This window comes from Pseudomonas sp. B21-032 (assembly GCF_024748965.1).
In the GTDB taxonomy this organism is placed as follows: Bacteria; Pseudomonadota; Gammaproteobacteria; order Pseudomonadales; family Pseudomonadaceae; genus Aquipseudomonas.
The window spans coordinates 883,109-898,212 of record NZ_CP087180.1; the positions used below are offsets into that span (position 1 = coordinate 883,109).

11 protein-coding genes are annotated in these 15,104 nt (G+C 63.1%); 8 read left to right on the forward strand and 3 right to left on the reverse strand.

The window, feature by feature from the left end; all coding sequences use genetic code 11:
• Positions 1 to 329: 329 nt before the first annotated feature.
• The 8 genes from LOY54_RS03935 (at position 330) to LOY54_RS03970 (ending at position 11,324) form a co-directional block, all read left to right on the forward strand.
• The gene (locus LOY54_RS03935; protein ID WP_045196041.1) at positions 330 to 2,228 is read left to right on the forward strand and encodes a DUF1302 domain-containing protein; all 1,899 of its coding nucleotides are present in this window, start codon (positions 330 to 332) and stop codon (positions 2,226 to 2,228) included.
• 27 nt (positions 2,229 to 2,255) lie between these two features.
• Positions 2,256 to 3,620, forward strand: a complete 1,365-nt coding sequence (locus LOY54_RS03940) for a DUF1329 domain-containing protein (RefSeq protein ID WP_093388214.1) — start codon at positions 2,256 to 2,258, stop codon at positions 3,618 to 3,620.
• A gap of 205 nt (positions 3,621 to 3,825) precedes the next feature.
• Positions 3,826 to 6,546: a LuxR C-terminal-related transcriptional regulator gene (locus tag LOY54_RS03945; RefSeq protein WP_213602428.1), complete on the forward strand. Its 2,721-nt coding sequence runs from the start codon at positions 3,826 to 3,828 to the stop codon at positions 6,544 to 6,546.
• Between the two features lie 235 nt (positions 6,547 to 6,781).
• Positions 6,782 to 8,389, forward strand: coding sequence for a tetratricopeptide repeat-containing response regulator (locus tag LOY54_RS03950; RefSeq protein WP_093387961.1), 1,608 nt, complete (start codon positions 6,782 to 6,784; stop codon positions 8,387 to 8,389).
• A complete protein-coding gene (locus LOY54_RS03955) occupies positions 8,386 to 9,078 on the forward strand; it encodes a sensor histidine kinase KdpD (RefSeq protein WP_045196047.1) in 693 nt (230 codons plus the stop codon). Before LOY54_RS03950 ends, LOY54_RS03955 begins: the two co-directional genes overlap by 4 nt.
• 92 nt (positions 9,079 to 9,170) lie before the next feature.
• Positions 9,171 to 9,815 (forward strand): MBL fold metallo-hydrolase, encoded by a 645-nt coding sequence (locus LOY54_RS03960; RefSeq protein ID WP_045196049.1) that lies wholly within the window; start codon positions 9,171 to 9,173, stop codon positions 9,813 to 9,815.
• Between the two features lie 95 nt (positions 9,816 to 9,910).
• Positions 9,911 to 10,606 (forward strand): OmpA family protein, encoded by a 696-nt coding sequence (locus LOY54_RS03965; RefSeq protein ID WP_045196051.1) that lies wholly within the window; start codon positions 9,911 to 9,913, stop codon positions 10,604 to 10,606.
• 412 nt (positions 10,607 to 11,018) lie between these two features.
• Positions 11,019 to 11,324, forward strand: coding sequence for a DUF3077 domain-containing protein (locus LOY54_RS03970; protein WP_082075422.1), 306 nt, complete (start codon positions 11,019 to 11,021; stop codon positions 11,322 to 11,324).
• A gap of 94 nt (positions 11,325 to 11,418) precedes the next feature.
• On the opposite strand, the gene LOY54_RS03975 is transcribed toward LOY54_RS03970, so the two are convergent.
• The 3 genes from LOY54_RS03975 to pta form a co-directional block, all read right to left on the reverse strand.
• Positions 11,419 to 12,003 (reverse strand): hypothetical protein, encoded by a 585-nt coding sequence (locus LOY54_RS03975; protein WP_258610686.1) that lies wholly within the window; start codon positions 12,001 to 12,003, stop codon positions 11,419 to 11,421.
• 68 nt (positions 12,004 to 12,071) lie between these two features.
• Positions 12,072 to 12,974: an acyltransferase gene (locus LOY54_RS03980; protein ID WP_045196055.1), complete on the reverse strand. Its 903-nt coding sequence runs from the start codon at positions 12,972 to 12,974 to the stop codon at positions 12,072 to 12,074.
• A gap of 2 nt (positions 12,975 to 12,976) precedes the next feature.
• On the reverse strand, positions 12,977 to 15,073 hold the full coding sequence (pta, locus tag LOY54_RS03985) for a phosphate acetyltransferase (RefSeq protein ID WP_045196057.1): 2,097 nt from the start codon (positions 15,071 to 15,073) through the stop codon (positions 12,977 to 12,979).
• Positions 15,074 to 15,104 lie beyond the last annotated feature (31 nt).

The window sequence follows — 15,104 nt, forward strand, 5'->3', positions numbered from 1 at the left end:
GGCGGGTCGCGCCTGAAGCGGCGCGACCCGCACGCCAGACGCATGGGCGCCTTGTCAAATGACGAAATTAAGCCATTCTTCCCCCAGCCAGCGTAGTGGCCGGTCATGCAGACCCTGCCAGAGGGGTTGGGATGCAAATCACACTTTAGAGGGATCAAGCAGTTCAACCTGCTGGCTATAGTCGGTTCAGGGGATTTTCAGGAACGGGGGATCGCACATGCATGTGCCTAGCCACTCGCTCGAGCAAAAAGGTGCGCTCACACCGCTCGAGCGATGCGTTTCTGCAAAGGACTCACTGCCATAAAAATAAAGTACATGGAGTAGCGTCGATGACATCAGCAAATCTGTTCTGGCGCCGGGCGAAACTGCCCCTGGCCGTCAGCCTCGCTTCTACGCTCGCCGGTCCTGCATTCGGCGTCAGTTTCAACATCGGTGAAATCGAAGGCTCGTTCGACTCGTCGCTGTCGGTGGGGGCGAGCTGGTCGACAGCCAGCCCGAACAAGAACCTGATCGGCGTCAACAACGGCGGCAAGGGGTTGTCGCAGACCTCCGATGACGGCCACCTGAACTTCAAGCGCGGTGAGACCTTCTCGAAAATCTTCAAGGGTATCCACGACCTGGAACTCAAGTACGGCGATACCGGGGTATTCGTCCGTGGCAAGTACTGGTACGACTTCGAACTCAAGGATGAGCATCGCGAGTTCAAGGACATCAGCGACACCAACCGCAAAGAGGGCGCCAAGTCGTCCGGCGGGCAGATCCTCGACGCCTTCGTCTACCACAACTACTCGATCGCCGATCAGCCGGGCTCGGTGCGCCTGGGCAAGCAGGTGGTCAGCTGGGGTGAAAGTACCTTCATCGGTAACGGTATCAACTCGATCAACCCGATCGACGTGGCGGCCTTCCGCCGTCCGGGTGCCGAAATCAAGGAAGGCCTGATTCCGGTCAACATGTTCTACGTGTCCCAGAGCCTGACCGACAACCTCTCGGGCGAAGCCTTCTACCAGCTCGAATGGGACCAGACCGTCGTCGACAACTGCGGCACCTTCTTCTCCCAGCCGGACATCATTGCCGACGGCTGCACCGATAACCTGCGCGTACTCAACAGTGCCAACGCGTTGCCAGCGGCCGCCCGCGGCTTCCTCGCAAGCCAGGGTGTGGACGTCAATGGCGAAGGTGTGCGGGTCGCCCGTGGCCCTGACCGCGATGCGCGAGACAGCGGCCAGTTCGGCGTGGCCTTGCGTTACATGTACGACCCGCTGGGCACCGAGTTCGGCGCCTACTTTATGAACTACCACAGCCGTGCGCCGATCTTCAGCGCCCACGGTGCCGATCCGCGGGTCTATGCCGGCCTGGCCGGGCTGCCTGCAGCCTTGCGTCCGTTGGCACCGCTGATCGTCGCCGGCAACTCCAGCTACTTTGTCGAGTACCCGGAAGACATCCGCCTGTACGGCCTGAGCTTCTCCACCACCCTGCCTACCGGCACGGCGTGGAGCGGTGAAATCAGCTACCGGCCAAACGCCCCGGTGCAGCTCAACACCACCGATATCCTCTACGCCGGCGTGCGTCCGATTGGCGGCACCCTGGCCAACGCCTCGCTGCTCAACGGTGTACCGGGCCAGGACCTGAACGGCTACCGGCGCAAGGAAATCACCCAGTTCCAGACCACCCTGACGCACTTCTTCGACCAGGTCATGGGCGCCAGCCGCCTGACCGTGGTGGGTGAAGTCGGCGTGACCCATGTCGGCGGCCTGGAAAGCGCCCACGATGTGCGTTACGGCCGCGACCCGGTTTACGGCCCAGGCCCGCTGCCGGCAACCCCAGGGGCAGGCAATCTCGATACCTGCTCGGCGATCATCAACACCGGCACCATCAACGGCGCAGGCCCTGGCGCTTCGGACGCCAACCGCAGCCGCAACTGCGAGAACGACGGTTACACCACCAGTACTTCCTGGGGCTACCGCGCGCGCGCCATCTGGGACTACCCGGATGTATTCGCCGGGGTCAACCTCAAGCCGAGCGTGGCCTGGTCCCATGACGTGTCGGGCTACTCGCCAGGCCCTGGCAGCAACTTCGAGGAAGGGCGCAAGGCGATCAGCCTGGGCCTGGACGCCGAGTACCAGAACACCTACACCACCAGCCTGTCGTACACCAACTTCTTCGACGGCAAGTACACCACCGTGGATGACCGCGATTTCATCGCCCTCAGCTTCGGCGTGAACTTCTAAGAATTCGGATTCAGGACGACCATGAAGATGAAAACAACCAAGACTCTGCTGCAAGCCGGTGTACTGGGCCTGTCCCTGTTGGCGACCAGTGTCATGGCGGCGGTTTCCGCCGACGAGGCGGCCAAGCTGGGCGCCAGCCTGACGCCGATGGGTGCTGAAAAGGCCGGTAACGCCGACGGCTCGATCACGGCCTGGAAGCCGCTTGCCAAAAGTGCCGGTAGCGTCGATAGCAAGGGCTTCCTTGCCGACCCGTATGGCAGCGAACAACCGAAGTTCACCATCACCGCGCAGAACGTCGACCAGTACAAGGACAAACTGTCCCCTGGCCAGGTCGCCATGTTCAAGCGCTATCCGGACACCTTCAAGATGCCGGTGTACCCGACCCACCGGGGCGCTACCGTGCCGGATGCGGTGTTCGCGGCGATCAAGAAGAACGCCACCAGCACCAACCTGGTTGGCGGCGGCAACGGTCTGGAAAACTTCGACACCGCCGTGCCGTTCCCGATTCCGAAAAGCGGCGTCGAGGTGATCTGGAACCACATCACCCGCTACCGTGGCGGCAGCGTGACTCGCCTGGTGACCCAGGCCACGCCGCAGCAGAACGGCTCGTTCAGCCTGGTGTACTTCCAGGACCAGTTCGTCTTCCGCGACCGGATGAAAGATTACGATCCGGCCAACCCGGGCAACGTGCTGTTCTACTTCAAGCAGAAGGTGACGGCGCCAGCGCGCCTGGCCGGTACCGTACTGCTGGTGCACGAGACCCTCGACCAGGTCAAGGAGCCGCGCAAGGCGTGGGTCTACAACGCCGGCCAGCGCCGGGTACGGGCAGCGCCACAAGTGTCCTACGACGGCCCGGGTACCGCCGCCGACGGCCTGCGCACCTCCGACAACCTGGACATGTACAACGGCGCGCCGGACCGTTACGACTGGAAGCTGGAAGGCAAGAAAGAGCTGTTCATTGCCTCCAACAGCTACAAGCTTGACGATCCCAAGCTCAAGTACGCCGACATCATCAAGGCCGGGCACATCAACCAGGACCTCGCCCGATACGAACTGCGCCGGGTATGGCATGTGGTCGCAACCCTGAAACCGGGCCAGCGCCACATCTACGCCAAGCGTGACTTCTACATCGACGAAGACACCTGGCAAGCGGCGGTGATCGACCAGTACGACGGTCGCAACCAGCTGTGGCGCGTGTCCGAAGCCCACTCCCAGGACTACTACAACGTCCAGGTGCCGTGGTACACCCTGGAAGCCATCTACGACCTGCAGTCCGGTCGCTACCTGGCCCTGGGCATGAAGAACGAGGAAAAGCGAGCCTACGACTTCGGGTTCACTGCCTCCAAGGCTGACTTCCAGCCTGCAGCGCTTCGCCAGGAAGGTGTGCGCTAAGTTTCAAACCTCCGTGTGATCTCCCAGAACGCCCCGGCTTGCCGGGGCGTTTCTGTTTGCGCATGCGTGTCGGCTGAGCCTTGTCGTTTTTTGTTGTAGTCTTTTTTCCGCAAAGCGCGGCAATTGTCTTCAAATGTGCTGTTTAACCCGCTAGTCTGCGCTGATCCGTACTGCCGACGATTCCCTAACTAAAAACGAGCCGGCCATGACTGATCTGTCCCGTACGCAAGGGTTCGCCAGCCAGGCCATGAGCGTCCTGGAGGGCCGTTTCTTTCGCCCGCCGCTGCCCGAAGGCCATGTGCCGCGGGCGCGCTTGTGTCAGCGTTTGCAGGCGGGGCTCGGCGGGCGCTTGCTGCTGGTCAATGCACCGGCGGGTTTCGGTAAAAGTTCGTTGGCGGTGGAGTTCTGCCAGGGCCTGCCCAACCACTGGAGCAGCCTCTGGCTGGGTTTGAGCCGGCGCGACAACGACCCCGGGCGCTTCCTCGAGCGCCTGCTCGAAGGCTTGCAGCAATACTGCCCGGCCCTCGGCGGCCAGGCCCTGGGCCTGCTGAAGATGCGCCAGCGGCACCAGCCGTTTGCCTTCGAAGAATGGCTCGACGGCCTGCTCGATGAACTGGCCCGTCACCTGCAGCCACACAACCCCTTGCTACTGGTGCTCGACGACTACCACCTGGCCCAGGGGCCGGTGCTTGACCGCTGCCTGCAGTTTTTCCTCAATCACCTTCCGCCCGGCCTGGTGTTGCTGGTCACCAGCCGCCAGCGGCCGGACTGGCACCTGGCGCGCCTGCGTCTGTCGCGCCAGTTGCTTGAACTCAACGAGCAGGACCTGCGCCTGACCACCGATGAGTCCCTCGCCGTGCTGGGCCAGCAACCGACGGTGTTGCGCGGCCAGGCGCTGGACAACCTGATCCAGCGCAGCGATGGCTGGGTCGCCGGCTTGCGTTTCTGGCTGCTGGCGGCCAACGAGGCCGGTGCCGACAGCGCCTTGCCCCAGGCCCTGCACGGTGGCGAGGGGCTGATTCGCGACTACCTGCTCGAGGAAGTCATCGAGATGCTGCCCGCCGAAGTGCAAGGCTTTCTCTACGACACCGCCTGCCAGGAGCGCTTTTGCGCCGAGCTTTGCGATGCCCTGCGCGAAAGCCACGACAGCGCCGAGATTCTCCGTTACCTGCAGGCCCACCAGGTGTTCCTGGTGCCGCTGGACGAACATGGGCGGTGGTTTCGCTATCACCATTTGTTCTCCGATCTGCTGCGCACCCGTCAGGCCAGCCTGCCGCTGTCGAGCCTGCATTTGCGCGCCTGTCGCTGGTTCCATGGCCAGGGCCTGCTCGATGAAGCCGTTGAGCAGGCCTTGCGCGCCGGCCACCTGGACGTGGCCGCCAACCTGGTGCAGAACCTCTCCGAAGAGCAACTGCTGGCCGAGCAGAACGTCGGCATGCTGCTGCGCTGGAAGATGGACCTGCCCGACAGCCTGCTGATCAGCACACCGCGGCTGATCGTGCTGTACAGCTGGGCCCTGGGCCTGGCCGGGCAGCTGGATGCCGCCGAAGAACTGGCCAGCCACCTGAGCCGCTTCTTGCCGGCGCCTTCGGCCACCGCACAGAAATCCATGCTCGCTCAGTGGCTGGCGCTCAGCGGGGTGATCGCCCGTGGTCGCGGCGACCGCCAGCGTACCCTCGAATATTGCTCCGAAGCGCTGCACAGCTTGCCGTTCAAGCGTTACGGGCAGCGCCTGGTGTGCCTCTCGACGTTGTCCAACCTGGCCATCGCCGATGCCGATTTCTGGCGTGCCCGTGGCTGGAATCGCGAAGCACTGGAGCTGGCCCAGCGGGTCGGCAACCCGTTGTTCGAAGCCCTGGCCCATTACGACCGGGCACGGGTGCTGCACGCCCGTGGCGAGGTGTTGCGCGCCCTCGATGAAGTGCGCCAGGGCCTGCAGCGCCTGCAGGGTTTGTCGGCGCAACGGTTGTACGCGGCGCGGGCACGCCTGACCCTGTACGAAGGCTACCTGCTGGCGGCCCGGCTGCAACCGGAGGCCGGCCGTAGTCGCCTGCGGGCCGGGTTGATCGAGGCGCGCGCCTGTCGCGATATCAGCGTACTGATCGGCCACTGCGTGATCGCTTCGCTCGATGGCCGTGAAGGGCGCTTTGCCGAAGCCTTTGCCGAGCTCGCCGAAGCCGAACGGCTGATGCACATCTGGGACGTGCCGCCGATTTTCTATCTGGCGATGATCACCCTGGTCAAATGCGAACTGTGGCTGGCCCAGGGGCGCACCGACCTGGCCGAATCCTGGCTGCTGCGCCTGGGCCAGACCTACGGGGGCGAGCAGGCGGCGGCCGCCCCGGAGTTCCACCCGTTGCTGCCGCTGCATATCGAATTGCAGCAGGCCTTGCTGGAACGCACCCAGGGCCGCCTGGAACAGGCCGCAAGGCGCTTGCAGGCACTGGTGGAGCGCGGCCAGGCCAGTGGCGGGCAGATGCTTTGCGTTACTGCGCTGTGCCAGTGGACGTTGCTGCTGCTGGCCAACAACAACGAAGCCCAGGCGCGCGGCCTGCTGGCGCTGGCGCTCGATTCCGCGCGCGGCGGCGTCCTGCAGCCGTTCCAGCGGCTGTTGCAGGATCACCCGCAATGGCTGCGCGAGCAGTTGCTGCTGCAACCCCAGGGGCCTGCGCAAAGCAGCTTGCTGGCGCTGTTGCCCGCGCTTGAATCGACTGAAGCGGGCGGTAGCGGCGAGGCCCTGAGCGCCCGGGAAATGGCTGTGCTCGAACTGATCGCCCAGGGCTGCTCGAACCAGGAAATCAGCGAGCGCCTGTTCATCTCCCTGCACACGGTGAAAACCCACGCCAGCCATATCAACAGCAAGCTCGGCGTCGAGCGACGCACCCAGGCGGTGGCCCGGGCCAAGGCATTAGGCATGCTGCACTAGTTTTGACTCGGCGGTGAACATCCTCGATGATGGCGCAATGCCATTATTTGTTCCATTGCTGGTACTTGCGTCCAGCAAATATGCGCTCTGTACGCCTCAAGCTATCGCCCTGTGTGGCCGATACTCTGCGAGTGCGGCCCGATTAAGCGCCGCAGCGAATCTACCCGCGAAGCCGAGCCTGTCCGTGAAGGTGTCTCTGCGTCTATTTTTTTATTTGCCATGACAGGTTTCGTGGATGCAGGTCTACAGCCAAAAAAGCTTTCTGATCGTCGATGACTTCTCTGATTTTCGCAGTTCGGCCCGCTCGATGCTGCGCGAGCTTGGCGTGCGTGATGTCGATACCGCCGACAGCGGCGAACAGGCGCTGCGCATGTGTGCGCAAAAACGCTATGACTTCATTCTTCAGGATTTCCACCTGGGTGATGGCAAGAAGAATGGCCAGCAGGTGCTCGAAGACCTGATCCTCGACAAGCTGATCAGCCATGAGTGCGTGTTCCTCATGGTCACCGCCGAAAGCAGCCAGGCGATAGTCCTTAGTGCCCTGGAGCATGAGCCCGACGCTTACCTGACCAAGCCGTTCAACCGCATCGGCCTGGCCCAGCGCCTGGAAAAACTGGTGCAGCGCAAGACCCTGCTCAAGCCGATCCTCCAGGCCTTGGACCGCGGCCGCCCGGCCGAGGTGCTGGCGGCCTGCGCCGAGCTGTGCAAGAAGGACCCGCGCTTCGCCCCGCTGTGCCTGCGCTACCGCGCCGATGCTCTGCGCGACCTGAACCGCTTCGATGAGCTGGAGAAATTTCTCACCACCATCATCGCCAGCCGGGCCACGCCCTGGGCCTATGCCGCCCTTGGCGGCCTGCTGTACAAGCGCAACCAGCTGGCCCAGGCCCAGGGAGTGTACGAGCAGGCGCTCAAGGCCTTCCCGATGATGCCCGGCCTGTACGACGGCCTGGCCGAAGTGCTGGTGGCCCAGGGCGAAAGCAAGCGTGCCCAGGGTGTGCTGGAAGAGGCCGTGCGCCTCTCGCCCCTGGCTGTGCGCCGGCAGATGATGCTGGGCAAGCTGGCCCTGAGTAACGATGACTACGACACTTCGTCCAAGGCCTACCGGCATGCGGTCAACCAGGGCCAGAGCTCGCGCTACAAAGACCCGGAAAGCAACCTCGGGCTGGTCCAGGCATTGATGAACAAGAACGCCGGCAACGGCCTGGATGCGCGCACCCGGGTCGAGATCAACACGGTGCTCAGCGAAGTGGCCAAGGAGAACGTCGAAGACCAGGGCCTGCAGGTGCGTGCGCGGCTGATGAAAGCCGCCAGCCTGCAGCAGGCCGGCGACGCCGAAACCGCCGCCAAGCTGACCGAGCAGGCCATGGCCCGGCTGGAGAAGATGGACCAGTTTTTCTCGGTCGAGGCGGCGCTGGTGGTGGCTACGCAATTGCAGAAACTCGGCCAGGAATCTGCCGGTACCGCGATTCTCAAGGGCTGCGTGGAAACCTACGGTGACGACCCCAAGGTCATGCAGAGCGTGGCGCAACTGACCGATGACCCGAGCGTGCTCGGCGCGGTGACCGAAGCGGTCGACCTCAACCGCCAGGGCGTGCGCAGCTACCAGGCCGGCCAGCTCAGCGAAGCCCTGGCGCAGTTCCGCCGGGCACTGACGCTGCAGCCGAAGAACATCAGTATCGCCCTCAACACCGCCCAGGCGCTGTTGCGCATCGGTGGTGAGACACCGCCACCGGCGATCATGGACGAATGCCGCGCGTGCCTGGGCAGCGTCACCGGCATCCCGAAAAGCGATAACCGTTATGATCGCTACCGCAAACTGCACATCCGGGCTTTCGGCGCATGAACCAGGACAATCAGGGGCTGGATTTCTCGACGGTGATCGCCTCCACCGTACATGACATGAAGAACTCCCTCGCCGCCCTGACCCAGGCCCACAGCCAGTGGCTGGCGCGCCTGCCCGAGGCGCTGCGCAGCGGCAGCGAGCAAGGGGTGATGGAGCATGAGTTCAGCCACCTCAACGGCATGCTGGTGCAGTTGCTGGGGCTGTACAAACTGGGCGTCAACCAATTGCCCATGTGCCCCGACTACCACGAGCTCGACGACTTCATCGAAGCCCAGCTGGCGGCCCAGCAGAACCTGCTGCAGCATCGCGACATCCTCGCCAGCTGGCGCATCGAAACGGCCAGCCCGCTGGGCTTTTTCGACCGTGAACTGGTCGGTTCGGTGGTCGCCAACATCCTCAACAACGCCATTCGCTACGCTGGCCACACCTTGCTGATCAGCGTCAATGACGAGGGCGAGCAACTGGTGCTGAGCATCAACGATGACGGCCCGGGCTTCCCGGCGCGCATGCTCGAGCGCCAGCAGGAATATGTGCAGGGTATCGATGGCCAGAGCGGCAGTACCGGCCTGGGTTTGTACTTTGCCGCACGGATTGCCGGCCTGCATGAGCGCAACGGGGTCAAAGGGCGGATCGAGATTGCCAACGGCGGGGTCCTGGGCGGCGGGCTGTTCAGGCTGTATCTGCCGTAACGCCTGGCGAGGCGTGGTTGGGCTGACGAGTGTCGTCGCAGGCTTTGCCGGCCTGTGCGACACTCCGTCATTTGCTCCACAGGACTGCTGCGATGAACCCGGCCAAGCCCACCCTGATCCGCGAAACCTTCCCCGTCGGCCCGCTGCAGTGCAATTGCACGATCATCGGCGACCCGATCAGCAAAAAGGCCATCGTCGTCGACCCGGGCGGCAACCCTGAGCAGATCCTCGCCCGCCTTGATGCCCATGGCCTGAAAGTGGTGAGCATCATCCATACCCATGCGCACCTGGATCACTTCCTCGCCTCCGGGCAGTTGAAGGAGATGACCGGCGCCACCTTGCACCTGCACAAGGACGACCAGTTCCTCTGGGACAACCTGGAAATGCAGTGCCAGATGTTCGGCGTGCCCTACACCCCGGTTCCGCCGCCGGACCGCTGGCTGGCCGACGACGAAGAGCTGGCCTGCGGCTGTGGCGTGGCCTTGCACACGCCGGGGCACACACCGGGCTCGATGAGCTTCTGGTTCGCCGAGGCCAAGCTGTTGATTGCAGGCGATACGCTTTTTCGTCGTGGGATTGGTCGCACCGATTTGTGGGGTGGCGACCAGGCGACTATCGTTCGTTCCATCAAGCAGCGCCTGTACAGCCTGGATGAAGAGGCTACGGTGGTCACCGGCCATGGCCCGGACACCCGCCTGGGGGATGAGATGCGTCAGAACCCGTTTGTGCGCGCCTGAGATTCCAGGGAATTTTTCTGCTTTGCTGCAATCCAAGGCTGGCATAGATCCGAATCAGATCCGCTGCACTTTCGAATTACAGTAGGAGCTTGTCCATGTTCACCATGCGTCGTTTGATTATCGTCGCTACCGCTGCCGCGCTGATGTCCGGGTGCGCCAGCCCCAACCCGTATGACAGCCAGGGTCAGGCGCAGCAGGGTTCCACAGGGATGAGCAAAACCGCCAAGTACGGCGGCCTGGGTGCGCTGGCCGGTGCCATCGCGGGCGCCGCCATCGACCATAACAACCGCGGCAAGGGTGCGCTGATCGGCGCTGCCGCCGTCGGTGCTGCCGCAGCAGGTTATGGCTACTACGCCGACAAACAGGAAGCCGAATTGCGTGCAAGCATGGCCAACACCGGTGTCGAGGTGCAGCGCCAGGGCGACCAGATCAAACTGATCATGCCGGGTAACATCACCTTCGCCACCGACTCGGCCAACATCGCGCCGAGCTTCTACTCGCCGCTGAACAACCTGGCAAACTCCTTCAAACAGTTCAACCAGAACACCATTGAAGTGGTCGGCTACACCGACAGCACCGGCAGCCGCCAGCACAACATGGACCTGTCCCAGCGTCGTGCACAATCGGTGGTTACCTACCTGACTTCCCAGGGCGTCGATGGCAGCCGCGTCAGCGCCCGCGGCCTGGGCCCGGACCAGCCGATCGCCAGCAACGCCGACGCCAACGGCCGCGCGCAGAACCGTCGGGTAGAGGTCAACCTCAAGCCGATTCCCGGGCAGCAGTATCAGTAAATTGAGGGTGTAAAAAAGGGGAGCCAGGCTCCCCTTTTTTTGTGCCTGTAACGGCCTCATCGCTGGCAAGCCAGCTCCCACAGAGGCCTGGCTAGCATCCTGCAACAGCCTTGTGCTGGTGGTTTGAGTGTCCTAGGACCTATCCTACGAATTCTGTCGCCCTGCAGAGGATTGCTCCGGGGGAAGTACGCCACTAGGCTCACCGGGTCGCTGAAGTATCAGCGATCGGGTTTGGCGACCCGAGTACATCATTCTGCTTCCATGACGTCAGTCGTTATGGCAGTTGTGCGCGGGAGGGCTTCGGCCCTGCCGGGTTGTCCTGATGTCTCGGTTCGCCAACCTGCGTACAGCTGCCACCATTTCTGTTTGGCGACAGAGGTGGTGCAGCTCCCTTCACATCAGGAGCTTCATCATGAAAAAGATCGTTCCAGACCCACCTGAATTCCACCTTCTCGAAACCACAGAAACCCCATTCGGCCTCTGCGATGTCGGTCATCCACAGTTATTCGCCGTGCGCGCCGGGGTCAATGTCGAAGATGCGCTGGTGCATGCATCGCTGTATTTGAAGTGCGCGAGCCTGACCGGGCCGCTGGCGGTTGAGCATACCCGTGAGCCGGGGCGAGGGCTTCTTCAGGCGACCCTGCATTCCCATGAAATGGCCAAGGCATTGATCGATGCCTTGCTCGATGGGCTGGAGAGCCGGGCAATCAAGGCTTGAGGCGGCTGATCGCGGGGCAAGCCCGCTCCCACAGAGACTGCACAAAATCCTGTGGGAGCGGTGGTGCGACGTCTCGACTTGACCCGCGATGTACTTAGCTTGGGCTTTTGGTGGTGACTTTCAGCACATCGGTAAACACGATGACCACAGACTGGCCGACCTCGAGATTCTTCATGCGCTCCTGAAGTTCAGGGTCTTCGACTTTCACGACCCTTTGCGGGCCTTCAGGCGGCATCAGCGTGACTTCGTGGGTTTTCAGGTCGATCTTGGTGATCTTCGAGGTGACCTTGATCTGCCGGAATGCCTCACCACCCGGGTTGGGGTTGTCCTTGGTGGCACGGATGACGCCAGCGTCCTTGCTGATGCCCGGGGCCTTGCTAAGGTCTGTTTCGAGCACGGTAGCAACCGAGCGGTTGACGGTGATGTTGACCAGGTCGCCGACCTTGAGGTTATGCAGGTCCTTGGCCTGTTCGCTCAGCTGGATCGGCACCTCGGAGTCCTTAGGGCCAGCCACCGTAACGATGCGCTTGTCATGGTCGATGGCAAGGACTTTGGTATCCACCATATCTTGTGTAGCGACAGCGTCGATCAGGATGTCTTCTGCCTGCACCGTGAAACTGGCTGCAGACAGAAGCGAAACGACAGCAACAGCATGGGCGAAGCGGCGCAGCGGTTTCATAGGCTTACGTTCCTTGTGATTGCTAGTGAAATCATCGTAGGAAGTGAGCATAGATGCTGTCTGGCAAATTACCCGTCGGCGTTTTGTCGCAGCCGTTCCAGCAAGGCGTCCTTGTCGCTCCACAGCTGGTTGATCCATTGCTGGAAAGCCAGGCGGTAGGTTTCATCCTGGTCGTAGTTCCTGCCGAGGAACTCGGCCGGAATCGCCAGCTCCTCGAAGTGCACGACAATGTGCCTGACCCTCCCGCACAACAAGTCCCAGAACCCTGGCGCACCGTTCGGATAATGAATGGTGACATTGACGATCGACTGCAATTGCTCGCCCATGGCATCAAGCACAAAGGCAATGCCGCCGGCCTTGGGCTTGAGCAGGTGCTTGAACGGTGACTGCTGCTGGCGATGCTTGGCTGCGGTGAAGCGCGTGCCTTCGGCGAAGTTGAAGATCGCCGTCGGCTTGCCGCGGAATTTGGCGCAGGTGCGGCGAGTGGTTTCCAGGTCTTTGCCGGCCTTTTCCGGGTGCTTGGCCAGGTACGCCTTGGAATAGCGCTTCATGAACGGGAAGCCCAGCGCCCACCAGGCCAGGCCAATCACCGGCACCCAGATCAGCACCTGCTTGAGGAAGAATTTCAGCGGGCGGATACGCCGATTGAGCACGTATTGCAGCACCAGGATATCGACCCAGCTCTGGTGGTTACTGGTGACCAGGTAGCTGTGCTGGTAATCCAGCCCGGCCAGGCCCTCGACCTGCCAGCGGGCCTTGCCTAGCAGGTTGATCCAGGCATTGTTGTTGCTGATCCAGGCCTCGTGAATGTGGCGCATCAGTTCATCGGTGAGGCGCTGCGCCGCGGCGAACGGCAGCAACAGCTTGAACAGGCTGACGATGAACAGCGGGGTGCAGCAGACGATGGTGTTGAGCCCCAGCAGCAGCGAGGCGATAACCCCGCGCAGTGGCGCGGGTAGCAATCCGAGCATGTTCAACTATCCAGTGAGCGGTTGGCCTGAATGGCGGTCAGGGCGATGGTGTAGACGATGTCGTCGACCTGGGCGCCGCGCGGCAGGTCGTTGACCGGCTTGCGCAGGCCTTGCAGCATCGGCCCCAGGCTGACGCAATCGGCGCTGCGCTGGACGGCCTTGTGGGTGGTGTTGCCGGTGTTCAGGTCGGGGAACACGAATACCGTGGCGCGGCCAGCCACCTGGCTGTTGGGCGCCAGTTGCCGGGCGATCTCCAGGTTGGCGGCGGCATCGTATTGCAACGGGCCGTCGATCAGCAGGCCGCGCTGGGTTTCCTGGGCCAGCAGGGTGGCTTCGCGGACCTTCTCGACCTCTTCGCCAGTGGCCGAATCACCGCTGGAGTAGCTGATCATCGCCACCCGCGGGGCAATGCCGAAGGCTGCGGCAGAATCGGCGCTCTGCAGGGCGATTTCCGCCAGTTCATTGGCCGTCGGGTGCGGGTTCATCACGCAGTCGCCGTACACCAGCACCTGCTCGGGAAAAAGCATGAAGAACACCGATGACACCAGGCTGCAGCCGGGGGCGGTCTTGATCAGTTGCAGGGCCGGGCGGATGGTGTTGGCGGTGGAGTGCACCAGGCCCGAGACCAGGCCGTCGACCTCGTCCAGGGCGAGCATCATGGTGCCGATCACCACCGGATCTTCCAGTTGTTGCTCGGCCATCGGTGCATTGAGGCTTTTGCTCTTGCGCAGGCTGACCATTGGCTCGACGTAGCGCTCGCGGATCAGGTCCGGGTCAAGAATCTCCAGGCCCTCGGGCAAGGTGATGCCCTGGGCGCGGGCCACGGCCTGGACGTCGTCGGGCTTGGCCAGTAACACGCAGCGGGCGATGCCGCGAGCCTGGCAGATGGCGGCGGCCTGCACGGTCATCGGTTCTGCGCCTTCGGGCAGGACGATGCGTTTGTTGGCCTGCTGGGCGCGCTGGATCAACTGGTAGCGAAACACCGCTGGTGACAGGCGCAGTTCGCGCGGGGTGCCGCAGCGCTGGTGCAGCCAGTCGGCGTCCAGGTAGCTGGCGACGAAATCGGTGATCAGCTCGGCGCGCTCACGGTCATCCACCGGGATTTCCTTGTTCAGGCCATTGAGCTGGTTGGCGGTGTCGTAGGAGCCGGTGCTCACCGAAAGGATCGGCAAGCCGGCCAGCAGCGCGCCCTGGCACAGTTCGAGGATGCGCGGGTCGGGCTTGCTGTCGCTGGTCAGCAGCAGGCCGGCCAGCGGTACGCCGTTGATCGCCGCCAGGCTCACGGCGAGGATGATGTCGTCGCGATCGCCCGGGGTCACCACCAGGGTGCCGGGCTTGAGCAGCGGCACGGTGTTGGCCACGGTCCGGGCGCAAATGATGATCTTGTTCATGCGCCGGGTTTCGTAGTCACCGGCGTTGAGCACCTGGGCACCGAGCAGCTCGGCGACGTCGCGGGTGCGCGGGTCGTTGAGGCCGGCCTGGAACGGGATGCAGCCGAGCAGGCGGAAGTCGCCGCCACGCAGCAGCGGCGAATGCTCGGTCAGGCGCGCGGCGAAGGCGTTCATGTCTTCGTCGGTGCGCACCTTGTTGAGGATCACCCCAAGCACTTTCGGGTCGCGCGGGCCACCGAACAACTGGGCCTGCAGCTCGACGCGCCCGGACAGCTCGGTGAGCACTTCGTTTTCCGGCGCCGAGACCAGGATCACCTCGGCATCCAGGCTCTTGGCCAGGTGCAGGTTGACCCGCGCGGCGTAGCTGGCGTGGCGGGTCGGGACCATGCCTTCGACCACTACCACGTCCTTGCCGACGCAGGCCTGCTGGTACAGGGTGATGATCTCCTCGAGCAGTTCATCCAGCTGGCCATCGCCGAGCATGCGCTCGACATGGGCCAGGCTCAGCGGCTGGGGCGGCTTCAGGCCATGGGTGCGGGCAACCAGTTCGGTGGAGCGTTCCGGGCCGGTATCGCCCGGGTGCGGCTGGGCGATCGGCTTGAAGAAGCCGACCTTGAGGCCGGCGCGCTCCAGGGTGCGCACCAGGCCCAGGCTGATCGAAGTCAGGCCGACCCCAAAGTCGGTCGGCGCGATAAAAAATGTCTGCATGCGAGCTTCTCGAAATGAGCTGTGCAAAGAA